The sequence below is a fragment of the Streptomyces sp. SID10853 genome, assembly GCF_010548145.1.
Classification (GTDB): domain Bacteria; phylum Actinomycetota; class Actinomycetes; order Streptomycetales; family Streptomycetaceae; genus Streptomyces.
Window position 1 is genome coordinate 1 of sequence record NZ_JAAGLN010000218.1, and the last position, 11,853, is coordinate 11,853.

Genomic DNA, 11,853 nt, shown 5'->3' on the forward strand with positions numbered 1-11,853 from the left:
CTCGTCCGATCTGGCCGGCGCCGCACCCCCAGCGCGTCCGCGACGTCCTGGCCGTGCGCCCAGGTCTCCATCAGCCGCCCGGTGGCCATGGACGCGGCGCTCATCGGCGGCCCGTACCAGGGGAAGCGCGCACCGGACGGCGCGGTCCGCAGCGCCTGTTGAAGCCGTTCGCGGCCGTCGCGCCACCGGGCGAGCAGCACAGCGGGGTCGAGCACCGCCCCCTCCTCCGCGCCCTCGTCCACGAAGGTCCCGGGGGCGGCGAGCGCCTTCTCGACCTCCGCGCCGAAGCCGTCCGGTGCGGTCACCGCGAGGTGCGCGGCCCGGTCGGTCCAGGCCAGATGGGCGATCTGGTGGGCGACGGTCCAGCGAGGGGCGGGGGTGGCGACGGCCCACTCGTCTCTGCCCAACTCCGCTACGAGGAGGTCCAGTTCGGCACTCTCGCCGACCAGATCATCCAGTACGGCACCTGCATCGGACACGGAACGCTCCCTCCGGGGGCACGGCTTCGTGTCCGGGAGCATGACAGCGGCCCCAAAAACAAGCAAGCGTGCTTGCATTATTTTTTGTGAAGCGCCACCGAGGGCCGGACGGCCAGGAACGGATGCAGCAGCGCGAGCAGGGCCTGCGGCCGGTGCAGGGGAATGATGTGGCCACAGTCCTCGATGACGTGTGCGGTGAGATCGTCGGTGACCGGGCGGAGTTGGCGTTCCAGTGCGGGGCCGACGGGGCGGGCGCCCAGCGCCATCGTGGGCACCGTCAGCCGGGCGTTGGCGGTCGCCCGCTCGATCTGCAGGGCGCTCTCGGGCAGGGCCCGGTAGTACGAGAACGCACGGCCCAGCGCATCGCTGCCCGTGTACGCGCGGACAAACGCGTCCCGGACGGCAGGGGGCACGCCGTCGCCGAGTGTCCCGGTGTTCAGGAACCAGTCGATGTAGTCGCCCTCGTGGCCTTCCAGCACGGTCTCGGCGAGTCCGGGCGCGGCGGCGTGGAAGCCGAACCACCAGGGCGGGCCGCCGGCGAGGAACTCCTCGGCGCCGGGCAGCCGGCCCAGCAGCGACTCCATGACGACCAGGCGCCGGACGAGACCGGGGTGGCGCAGGGCGAGGAGGAAGGCCGGCGGGGCGCCCGCGTCGATGCCCACGACCGCGGCCGAGGACACACCGAGCGCGGTGAGCAGCGCGGCGGCGTCCTCGGCCAGGGTGCCCGCGTCGTGCCCGGATGCGGTCCCGCCGCTCGCACCGAACCCCCGCAAGTCGGGCGCGATGACGCGGTGGCGGTCGGACAGGTCGGCCATGATCTCGGTCCACAGCTCCCAGGTGTGCGGAAAGCCATGGAGGAGCAGGACGGCCGGGCCTGATCCGGCGAGGGCGACGTTCAGTTCGACGCCATTGACAGGGATGCGCCGCAGTTCGGGCATGAGGGAGTCCCAGGGGTGGTGAGGAAGGGAGCCGCGAGGAGGGGGGTGGTGAGGAAGGGAGCCGCGAGGAGGCGGTGAGGAATGGTGACAGGGTCACGATAGGGAACTACCCTGGTCCGCCCAAGACGGCACTTTCTCCTCAGGTGGTGAGCTCCGGGTGACCACACCCAGGTCCGATGAGCCCGGTCGGCGGTCCGGCGAGCGTGGTGATCTGCTGGATCCGGACTGCCCGACCCGCCAGTTGCTCGACCGTATCGGCACCAAGTGGACGTCGATGGTGGTCAAGGTGCTGGCCGAGAACGACCCCGAGGAGGTCCGTTTCGCGGAGCTGCGACGTCGCATTCCGGTGATCTCTCAGAAGATGCTGTCCGTCACGTTGCAGGGCCTGGCCCGGGACGGCCTGGTCGCCCGCCGCGTGGAGCCCACCGTGCCGCCCGCCGTCCACTATCGGCTGACCGGGCTCGGCCTGTCCCTCGAAGGGCCGCTCTCCGCGCTGAGGGCCTGGGCCGAGACGCACATGCCGGAGATCGACCGCAGCAACCGGAGGAACGTCAGGGCCGCGGAGCGGGAGCGGGGTCCGGCGGTGTAGACGCACGGTCGATGCCGAGTTCGCGCGCCAGCGCGTCGTCCGTCCACTCCAGCATCGTGGCGCGGGCGAGCGAGCCGGTGTAACCGGTGTACGAGGTCATCTGCACCGCGAGCCCGTCGAGCAGCGCGGTCAGCCGCCAGGCCGCCGCCGCCGGATCCGGGCAGGGGAACTCTCCCGCGGCGACGCCCTCCGCGATGACCTCGGTCAGCGCGGCCTTCCACTGCTGGTCGAGGCCCCGGGTGACCTCCCGCAGACCCGGGTCCCGCAGGGCGGCCGACCAGCCCTCGATCCACAGCCGCCAGCCCTTGGCCTGCCCCGTCGGCGCGTACCAGCGCACCGCAGCACGCAGCCGGTGCACCGCTGTGGTGCGGCGCCCGAGCAGCTTCCGCAGCTGGGCGAGGTCACCTTCGGCGGCGTACTGGAACGCGGCCGCCACCAGCTTCTCCTTGGTCGAGAAGTGGTACAGCACCAGCGCGTTGCTCACCCCGAGCGCCGTGGCCACATCGGCGATCCGCACGGCGGGCACCCCGCGCGCCTCGATCTGCTCGACGGCGGCCCGCAGCATCTCCCCGCGCCGCTCCTCCACGCTCAGCCGGACTCTTGCCATGCCGTCACCCTAGGCCGGAGCGCCGGACCTCCTGACCTCCCGACCTCCCGACCGCCGACCGCCGTCCGCCGTGCGCCGTGCGCCGTACGGCGATGACGTTGTCGGTGACGGTCGCGGTCCGGCCCTCGGGGCCGGTGGCCGTCCGCCGGGGCGCGTGGCACCGCTCGGTGTGCCAGCCGGCGTCGAGCCGCAGGGACGCCAGCACCTCATCGGGGGCGGGGAACCGTACGTCCTCACCGGCCTGCCAGGACCAGGGCGCCACCGACGCGTGCTCCACCACGAGCAGCAGACCGCCCGGCGCCACCGCCCGGGCGGCCCGGCGCAGCACCTCGTCGCGGGGGATCTCGACCGGCGTGTGGAAGTAACTGGCGCTGACCAGGTCGAAGGAGCCGTCGGGGAACGTCCTGGCCAGGTCGTGTCTGACCGGGTGGACCCGGTCGGCCGCACCGGCGGCCCCGGCGCCTTCGGCGACCCGTTCCAGGGCCGTGGCGGAGACGTCGGCCGCGGTGACGTCCCAGCCGCGTGCGGCGAGCCAGAGCGCGTCGCCGCCGTGCCCGCAGCCCAGGTCGAGTGCCCTTCCCGGATCCGGCGCCAGTACGGGGACGAGTTCGGCCAGGACCGCGTTGGGCCTGGTGCCCCACTGCGGGGGGAGAGTCGCGTAGTGGCTCTCCCAGAAGGACGCGGAGTCGGTGGCGCTGTTCATGGGCACGCCTCTCTGATGGGTCGGTCGGTGCGTGTGCTGAGGACACTGCGCCGCCCGCCACCGGAGTTGCAAAGGTTCATGCTGTTTCGGCATCGTGAAGGGCATGGTCGCCGTACCGAGGGACGTGCTGGCAGCGGTGGGGCCGCGTCTGCGGGAGCTGCGGCACAGGCGCGGCCTGACACTGGCCGAGCTGGCCGAGCGGACCGCGGTCAACGCGAGCACCCTGTCCCGCCTGGAGAGCGGCGACCGCAGACCGACCCTGGAGCTGCTGCTGCCGCTCGCGGAGATCTACGCGGTCCCCCTCGACGAACTGGTCGGAGCACCGCGCACCGGCGATCCGCGCATCCATCTCCGGCCGGTCACCCGGGACGGCATGACGTATGTGCCGCTCAGCCGCCCCGGCGGCGTACAGGCCCACAAACTGCTGATCCCGCCCGGGCCGGGCACCGATCCCGAGCTGCAGACGCACGCCGGTTTCGAGTGGGTCTACGTGCTCGCCGGACGGCTGCGGCTGATCCTGGGCGAGCAGCGCCTGGCGCTGAAGGCCGGTGAGGCGGCCGAGTTCGACACCCACGTACCGCACTGGCTCGGCTCCGACAACGACCGGCCGGTGGAGCTGCTCATCCTCTTCGGACGCCAGGGTGAGCGGGCCCATCTCAAGGCCCGCACCGACTGACCCGGCGGCTGCCTCCGCCCGGTGCTGGGCCGCCGGTTTCCCCGGGCGCCGGTCAGGTACGCGGTGTGCTCGCCGACGTCAGGATGCGGTGGATCAGACGGGCGCCCGCCCGCGCGGTGCGGTGGTCGACGTCGAGGCCCGGGTTCAGCTCGGCGACATCGACCAGCAGGGGAGCCCCGGCGGCCGCCACCCGTGCGCATACGTGCTCGACGATCTCCATCTGCACGCCGTAGGCGGCCGGGGCGCTGACGCCGGGGGCCGCACCGGCGGGCAGCACATCGAGGTCGATGCTCAGGTGCACGATGTCGCAGCTCGCCAGGAACGCGTCGACGAACCCGTCGACCAGCGGCAGGTCGAACATGCGGCACTGGGTGTCCGGCAGATACCGCACGCCGAGCGCGTCGGCGGTGCGGAACAGCCGCTCGGTGTTGCTCGGCTGACTCACCCCGAGCACCCAGTAGTTCAGCTCTTCACCGCGCTGCTGCTCGGCGTGTGCCATCTGGAGGAACGGTGTGCCCGAGCTGGGCCGTACGTCGTCGCGCAGGTCGAAGTGGGCGTCGAGGTTGAGCACCCCGAGGCGGCCGCCCTCGCGCACCGCGCGCGTCCCGGCCAGCCCGATGTAACTGCCGTAGGCCACCTCGTGGCCGCCGCCGAGCACCACCACCGGGTGGCCACGGTCGACGAGCGGGGTGATCACCTGGCCGAGGCGGTGCTGCCCCTCTTCGAGGTGGCCGTCGGCCACCTCGATGTCGCCGATGTCCAGCGCCCGCAGCGGCCTCGGGAGCGCCATGGGCGCGAGGGCGGCGCGCAGTTCGCGCGGTCCGGCCGCCGCTCCCTGGCGGCCCTTGTTCCGGCGGACGCCCTCGTCGCTGCGGAAGCCGACGAACGCCACGTCTCCCGGTTCGGCCCGGTCGGGGTCGAGGCCGGTCACATGGTGCCAGCGCAGATTGTCCGTACCGGGCCCGTCGTCACGGCCCGTCCAGGGCTCGGGCGCCACGTCCACGGTCGGCGGCGGTGCGGGAACCGCCGCGGGCACCGGAGCGGTGGCCGCCGTCGTCGGCGCCGGAGTGGTGGTCTCCGTCGGCGCCGCCGCTGTGGCGGTCGCCGGCTGCGGTGCGGTGGTCGCCGTCATAGGTCGTTCTCCTCGGTCATCGGAATGCGCACCCCGCGCTCGCGCGCCACCGACGCGGCGTGGTCGTAGCCCGCGTCCACGTGCCGGATGACGCCCATGCCGGGGTCGTTGGTCAGCACCCGGGCCAGCTTCTGGGCGGCCAGTTCGGTGCCGTCGGCGATGCAGACCTGGCCCGCGTGGATGGAGCGGCCCATGCCGACGCCGCCCCCGTGGTGGATGGAGACCCAGGACGCGCCGGACGAGGTGTTCACCAGGGCGTTGAGCAGCGGCCAGTCGGCGATCGCGTCGGATCCGTCGAGCATCGACTCGGTCTCGCGGTACGGCGAGGCGACGGAGCCGGAGTCGAGGTGGTCACGGCCGATGGCGACCGGGGCTGACAGCTCTCCGGAGGCGACCATCTCGTTGAACCGCAGTCCGGCGCGGTGGCGTTCGCCGTAGCCGAGCCAGCAGATACGGGCGGGCAGGCCCTCGAAGGAGACGCGCTCCCCGGCCATCTTGAGCCAGCGGTGCAGGTGCTCGTTCTCCGGGAACAGCTCCATGATGGCCTTGTCGGTGGCCGCGATGTCCTTGGGGTCGCCGGACAGGGCGGCCCAGCGGAACGGGCCGAGGCCCTCCTCGAACAGCGGGCGGATGTGCGCCGGGACGAAGCCGGGGAAGTCGAAGGCGCGGGCGTAGCCGGCCTTGCGGGCCTCGTCGCGGATGGAGTTGCCGTAGTCGAAGACCTCGGCGCCCGCGTCGAGGAAGCCGACCATGGCCTCGACGTGCCGGGCCATGGAGGCGCGGGAGCGCTCGGTGAAGTCCGCCGGGTCCTTGGCCGCCTGCTCGTGCCACTCCGCCAGGCTCACACCGATAGGGAGGTAGGCCAGCGGGTCGTGCGCGGAGGTCTGGTCGGTGACGATGTCCAGGGGCGCGCCCCGCCGCAGCAGCTCGGGGAAGACCTCGGCGGCGTTGCCCGCCAGGCCGATGGAGAGCGGCTTGCGGGCGTCGCGGGCCTCGGTGGCGAGGCGGAGCGCGTGGTCGATGTCGTCGGCGGCGACATCGAGGTAGCGGTGGGCGATGCGGCGCTCGATACGGGTGGGGTCGACGTCGACGCAGATCGCGACGCCGTCGTTCATCGTCACGGCGAGCGGCTGCGCGCCGCCCATGCCGCCGAGACCGGCGGTCAGGGTGATCGTCCCGGCGAGCGTGCCGTCGAACTTCTTGCGGGCGACGGCGCCGAATGTCTCGTAGGTGCCCTGGAGGATGCCCTGGCTGCCGATGTAGATCCAGGAACCGGCCGTCATCTGGCCGTACATGGTCAGCCCGCGCGCCTCAAGGGAGCGGAACTCCTCCCAGTTGGCCCAGTCGCCGACCAGGTTGGAGTTGGCGATCAGCACACGCGGCGCCCACTCGCTGGTGCGCATGACGCCGACGGGCTTGCCCGACTGCACCAGCAGCGTCTCGTCGTCCTTGAGCGTCTTCAGGGTGCGGACGATGGCGTCGTAGGCGGGCCAGTTACGGGCGGCCTTGCCGGTGCCGCCGTAGACGACCAGGTCCTCCGGGTGCTCGGCGACCTCGGGGTCGAGGTTGTTCATGAGCATCCGCAGGGCGCCTTCCTGCTGCCAGCCGAGGCAGGTCAGTTCGGTGCCGCGGGGCGCCTGGACGGTCCGGGGGCGGGCCTCCGGGGAAACGCTGGTCATGGTGGCTCCTGGGGAAGGGTCCGGGTGAGGGGGCGCCGGTGGTACGGCACCGGCGTGCACTTCCATGACAGGACGCGGGCGCGGCGGGGGCCATGCCTTCTGCCCCGGTTTCTCGGATCCGAGACCGGGAATCCGGCTCACCTATAATTTCTCCGGCCCGGCCCGAACGAGAGGCCCCAGGAGGCGCGGAGATTTTCTCCGGCGGGGGCGCGGGGACCGGCCGGTGACAGGGGAGGGTGAGCGGCTTGACCGTGACGGCTGCGGACCTGGCCCGGCTGTACGGGGAGCGCGCGGCCGGGGCCGTCCCCGCGTACCAGCGGATCAAGGACCTGGTGGCGGAGCAGATCCGCAGCGGGCGCTGGCGGGAGGGCGACGCGCTGCCGTCGGAGAGCCAGTTCGTCGCCTCGCTCGGGCTGTCCCGGATGACGGTCAACCGCGCGCTGCGCGAGCTGGCGGCGCAGGGGCTGATCCGGCGGGTCATGGGCGTCGGCAGCTTCGTGGCCCTGGCCAAGGGCAGTTCGGGCCTGGTCGAGGTGCAGAACATCGCCGACGAGGTCCGCAGGCGGGGCCACCGCTACGACGCCCGCGTGCTGTCGGTCGGTGCCGAGCCGGCCGACCGCAGGGCCGGCGCCGAGCTGGGGGTCGCCGCGGGGCGGCCCGTCTTCCGCTCCCGGGTCGTGCACAGCGAGAACGGCGTGGTCATCCAGCTGGAGGACCGCTACGTCAACCCGGCCTTCGCGCCCGGGTACGTGGAGCAGGACTTCACCGAGCGCACGCCGTTCGCCTTCCTCTCCGACGTCGCCCCGCTCGACCGCGGGGAGCACATCGTGGAGGCGGTACTGCCCAGCGCCGACGAGTGCGCCCTGCTCGGTGTCGACCCGTCGGAGCCCTGCCTGCTCATCCACCGCCGCACCTGGTCGCGGGGCGCCCTGGTGAGCATCGCGCGCCTGCTGCACCCGGGCTCGCGCTACCGCCTCGAAGGCGCCTTCGAGGCGGAGTGACCCCCGCCCGGCGCCCGTCCGGAGACCGCGGACGTCAGCCGGGCCGCGCCCTGCCGGAGGGCGTCCCGCACCTGGCCGGGGTCGTGCGGGCTGTGGTGCGTGTGCCAGGTGCTGCTGAGCGCCGCGACGGGCCGCCCGTGGTGGTCGAAGGCCGCCACACCCAGCGAGCGGAAGCCACGGGAGACCAGCTCGGTCTCCTCCGACCAGCCGCGTGCCCGGTCCCGGGCCAGGAGGTCCAGCAGCTCGGCGAGCGACCGCGGCCCCTTGCCCGTACGGGTGATGAGGTCGCCGGGCCGCGGGAAGAGGGCCCGCACCTGGGCGTCGGAGTGGGCGAGGATGGCCCGGCCGTTGGCCGTGAGATGGGCCGGCAGCCGGACGCCGATGTCGGTGACGAGGTCGGCGTCCAGATCGCCGGAACGGCCCGTCGAGGGGCGCTCCTTGAGCAGATAGACCGTCTCGGCGCCGTGCAGGATACCGAGGTGCACGGTCTGGCCGAGCCGGGTGGCGAGAGTGCGCAGCACGGGGCGGGCGAGCCGTTCGAGGGGCTCGTGGCGCAGATAGGCGGAGCCGATCTCGAAGGCGGCCATCCCGAGGCCGTACGCCTGCTCCTTGGGCAGATAGGTGACGAATCCGCGCTCGGCCAGCACCGCGAGGATGTGGTACGCGGAGGAGCGCGGGATGTCCATGTCGCGGGCGATGGCGGCGGTCTTGACCGGCCCCGAGCGCCCCGCCAGGTACACCAGGATGTCCAGGGCGCGGCCGACCGCGGGTGATGTGCTCGACGCCGGGCCCTGCGCGGCCGGCTGCTCACTCACTGGTTCACTCACTGGTTCACTCACCGGATCACCCACCGGTTCACTCACTGGATCACCTCTTGACAACACCTGTATATACAGGAATATACAGGGTGCTCCCCACGGTCGCGTGGCGCTCAAGGCGCCGGAGAGCCCCACTCCGCCCTACCTCCCGCAAGCGCCGCGCACCCCCCATCACCGCTGGTCCCAAGGGAGGACACAGTTGGCTTCCGAAAAGGCGACGCTGAGCCGCGGACTCAATTCCCGGCACATACGCTTCATCGCACTCGGTTCGGCGATCGGCACCGGACTCTTCTACGGGTCGTCCGAATCGATCAGAGCGGCCGGGCCCGCCGTACTCCTGGCCTACCTCATCGGCGGCGCCGCCGTCTTCCTCGTCCTGCGGTCGCTCGGCGAGATGGCCGTCAGCGCCCCGTGCGCGGGCTCCTTCGGCGAGTACGCCACGAAACACCTCGGCCCGCTGGCCGGCTTCACCACAGGCTGGACGTACGCCTTCGAGATGGTCATCGTCTGTATCGCGGACATCACCGCGGTCGGCGTCTACATGGGCTTCTGGTTCCCCGGTGTGCCGCGCTGGATCTGGGTACTGGCCGCCGTCCTCGTCATCGGCGCGCTCAATCTCGTCAGCGTGAAGGTCTTCGGTGAACTGGAGTTCTGGCTGTCCCTGGTGAAGATCATCGCCATCGTCGCGATGATCCTCGGGGGCATCGCCGTGATCGCCTTCGGCCTCGGCAGCGGGAGCGACCACGCCGGCCTGTCGAACCTCTGGGACAACGGCGGCTTCTTCGCCCACGGCGCGCACGGCTTCGTCGTCTCCTTCGCCGTGGTCATGTTCGCCTTCGGCGGCACCGAGATCATCGGGGTCACCGCGGGAGAGGCCGACTCCCCGGAGAAGACCATCCCGAGCGCGGTCAACTCCATCCCCCTGCGCATCATCCTCTTCTACGTGCTGACCCTCGCCGTCATCATGGCCGTCAACCCCTGGCAGCACGTCGGCACGTCGGGCAGCCCCTTCGTCCAGATCTTCACCGGCGTCGGCCTCAAGTCCGCCGCCACCGTGCTGAACGCCGTCGTCCTCACCGCGGCCCTCTCGGCGATCAACAGCGACATCTTCGCCGCGGGCCGCATGATGTTCGGCCTGGCGGAGCGCGGGCAGGGGCCCGCGGTCATGCGCCGGCTCAGCCGCAACGGCGTGCCGTGGGTGACCACCCTCATCATGATCGGAGCGCTGCTCCTCGGCGTACTGATGAACTACCTGATGCCTGGCAAGGTCTTCCTGATCATCTCCTCGATCGCCACCTTCGCCACGGTCTGGGTGTGGCTGATGATCCTGCTGACCCAGCTGAAGGCCCGCCGGGACATGCCCCGCGAGGAACAGGCCGCCCTGAAGTTCCCCGTCCCCTGGTGGCCGTACGGGCAGATCGCCGCCATCGTCTTCATGGTCGGCGTCCTGGTGGTGCTCGGCTTCTACGGGAGCACCCGTATCGCCCTGGTCGTCGGCGTCGTATGGCTGGCGCTGCTCGCGGGTGTCTTCCGCCTCTGGGTGGGCCCGCGCCTCGCGGCCCGGCGGCTTCCGGACGGGGCGGACGCGCCCGAGCCGGCGAGCGTCCCGGCGGGCGGGCGGTAACCGGCAGCACCGGGCAGACACCCGCGGCGGATGTGTCCGGGATCCCAGACCTCACACTGTCTGGGATCCCGGACACATCTGTCCCGGCAGCTGTCGCGTCCGGCCCTGGCATGCGGCTTCATGGAAGACATGAACATTGTTGTAGGAATCGGCCCTCTCTCCGCCGAAGACGTCGTCGCCGTCGCACGCCACGACGCACACGTCGAGCTCTCCCCGGAAGCCCTCAAGGAGATCGCGCGCAGCCGCGAGGTGATCGAGAGCCTCGCCGACGACGTGGTCCCCCACTACGGCGTCTCCACCGGCTTCGGCGCGCTGGCCACCCGCCACATCCCCACCGACCGGCGCGCCCAGCTCCAGCGCAGCCTGGTGCGTTCGCACGCCGCCGGTTCCGGCCCCGAGGTGGAGCGCGAGGTGGTGCGCGCCCTCGTCCTGCTGCGGCTGTCCACGCTCGCCACCGGCCGTACGGGGGTGCGCACGGAGACCGCCGAGGCGTACGCGGCGCTGCTCAACGCCGGCCTGACCCCGGTCGTCCACGAGTACGGTTCCCTCGGCTGCTCCGGTGACCTCGCGCCGCTGGCGCACTGCGCGCTCGCCGTCATGGGCGAGGGCGAGGTCCGGGACGCGGACGGCGTACGCAAACCGGCCGGCGAAGCACTGGCCGACGCGGGCCTCACCCCGGTCACCCTGCACGAGAAGGAGGGCCTCGCCCTCATCAACGGCACCGACGGCATGCTCGGCATGCTCGTCCTGGCCGCACACGACCTGCGGAAGCTGCTGCGCACCGCCGACATCGCCGCCGCGATGAGCGTCGAGGGCCAGCTCGGCACCGACGCCGTGTTCGCCGCCGACCTCCAGGCGCTGCGCCCGCACCCGGGCCAGGCCGACAGCGCGGCGAACCTGCGGGCGCTGATGGCCGATTCCGGCATCGTCGCCAGCCACCGCGGCCCCGAGTGCACCCGTGTGCAGGACGCCTACTCCCTGCGCTGCTCCCCGCAGGTGCACGGCGCGGCCCGCGACACCCTCACCCACGCCGAGACCGTCGCGTCGCGCGAGCTGGCCAGCGCCGTCGACAACCCGGTGGTGACCCACGACGGACGGGTGGAGTCCAACGGCAACTTCCACGGCGCACCCGTCGCCGCCGTCCTGGACTTCCTCGCCATCTCGGTCGCCGACCTGGCGTCGATCTCCGAGCGGCGCACCGACCGCTTCCTCGACGTGGCCCGCAACAACGGGCTGAACCCGTTCCTCGCCGACGACCCCGGCGTCGACTCCGGCCACATGATCGCGCAGTACACGCAGGCGGCGATCGTCTCCGAGCTGAAGCGGCTGGCCGCGCCCGCCTCGGTCGACTCGATCCCCTCCAGCGCCATGCAGGAGGACCACGTCTCGATGGGCTGGTCCGCCGCCCGCAAGCTGCGCCGCGCCGTCGACGGGCTGACCCGCGTCCTCGCCGTCGAGATCTACACCGCGGCCCGCGCACTCGACCTGCGGGCCCCGCTGACCCCGGCGCCCGGTACGGCCGCTGTGCTCGGCGCACTGCGCCAGACCGTCGAGGGCCCCGGCCCCGACCGCTGGCTCGCCCCCGAGATCGAGGCGGCCGTGCGCTA

Annotated in this window: 12 protein-coding genes; 5 read left to right on the forward strand and 7 right to left on the reverse strand. The window is 72.3% G+C overall.

What is annotated here, in order from left to right; all coding sequences use genetic code 11:
* Positions 1-479, reverse strand: a 479-nt coding sequence (locus G3I19_RS29060) for a maleylpyruvate isomerase family mycothiol-dependent enzyme (protein ID WP_164266698.1), incomplete at its 3' end; no start/stop codon positions are given.
* Between the two features lie 77 nt (positions 480-556).
* A complete protein-coding gene (locus tag G3I19_RS29065; RefSeq protein ID WP_164266699.1) occupies positions 557-1,417 on the reverse strand; it encodes an alpha/beta hydrolase in 861 nt (286 codons plus the stop codon).
* A gap of 157 nt (positions 1,418-1,574) precedes the next feature.
* Between G3I19_RS29065 and G3I19_RS29070 the strand changes: the two genes are divergently transcribed.
* Positions 1,575-2,006 (forward strand): helix-turn-helix domain-containing protein, encoded by a 432-nt coding sequence (locus G3I19_RS29070; RefSeq protein ID WP_164266700.1) that lies wholly within the window; start codon positions 1,575-1,577, stop codon positions 2,004-2,006.
* Here G3I19_RS29070 and G3I19_RS29075 read toward each other — a convergent pair.
* Entirely contained in the window at positions 1,969-2,613 is a 645-nt protein-coding gene (locus tag G3I19_RS29075) for a TetR/AcrR family transcriptional regulator (RefSeq protein WP_164266701.1), read from the reverse strand. The genes G3I19_RS29070 and G3I19_RS29075 overlap by 38 nt on opposite strands.
* Before the next feature lie 4 nt (positions 2,614-2,617).
* Complete coding sequence (locus tag G3I19_RS29080; RefSeq protein ID WP_164266702.1) at positions 2,618-3,316, reverse strand: methyltransferase domain-containing protein; 699 nt, start codon at positions 3,314-3,316, stop codon at positions 2,618-2,620.
* Between the two features lie 103 nt (positions 3,317-3,419).
* On the opposite strand from G3I19_RS29080, the gene G3I19_RS29085 reads away from it, so the two are divergent.
* Positions 3,420-3,992 carry an XRE family transcriptional regulator gene (locus tag G3I19_RS29085; RefSeq protein ID WP_164266703.1) on the forward strand — a complete coding sequence of 191 codons (573 nt, stop codon included), beginning with the start codon at positions 3,420-3,422 and terminating at the stop codon, positions 3,990-3,992.
* A gap of 52 nt (positions 3,993-4,044) precedes the next feature.
* On the opposite strand, the gene hutG is transcribed toward G3I19_RS29085, so the two are convergent.
* Both hutG and hutU read right to left on the reverse strand, forming a co-directional pair.
* Entirely contained in the window at positions 4,045-5,124 is a 1,080-nt protein-coding gene (hutG, locus tag G3I19_RS29090; RefSeq protein WP_164266704.1) for a formimidoylglutamase, read from the reverse strand.
* A complete protein-coding gene (hutU, locus tag G3I19_RS29095) occupies positions 5,121-6,803 on the reverse strand; it encodes a urocanate hydratase (RefSeq protein WP_164266705.1) in 1,683 nt (560 codons plus the stop codon). Before hutU ends, hutG begins: the two co-directional genes overlap by 4 nt.
* Before the next feature lie 251 nt (positions 6,804-7,054).
* Between hutU and hutC the strand changes: the two genes are divergently transcribed.
* Positions 7,055-7,804 carry a histidine utilization repressor gene (gene hutC, locus G3I19_RS29100; RefSeq protein WP_164266709.1) on the forward strand — a complete coding sequence of 250 codons (750 nt, stop codon included), beginning with the start codon at positions 7,055-7,057 and terminating at the stop codon, positions 7,802-7,804.
* Here the strand turns inward: hutC and G3I19_RS29105 are convergent.
* Positions 7,771-8,619: an IclR family transcriptional regulator gene (locus G3I19_RS29105; RefSeq protein WP_164266706.1), complete on the reverse strand. Its 849-nt coding sequence runs from the start codon at positions 8,617-8,619 to the stop codon at positions 7,771-7,773. The genes hutC and G3I19_RS29105 overlap by 34 nt on opposite strands.
* 202 nt (positions 8,620-8,821) lie before the next feature.
* Here G3I19_RS29105 and G3I19_RS29110 point away from each other — a divergent pair, with 202 nt between their 5' ends.
* Together G3I19_RS29110 and hutH are read left to right on the forward strand one after the other, a co-directional pair.
* Positions 8,822-10,246, forward strand: coding sequence for an amino acid permease (locus tag G3I19_RS29110; protein ID WP_239074905.1), 1,425 nt, complete (start codon positions 8,822-8,824; stop codon positions 10,244-10,246).
* A 120-nt stretch (positions 10,247-10,366) separates the two neighbouring features.
* A partial coding sequence (gene hutH, locus G3I19_RS29115; protein WP_164266708.1) for a histidine ammonia-lyase occupies positions 10,367-11,853 on the forward strand: 1,487 nt, incomplete at its 3' end.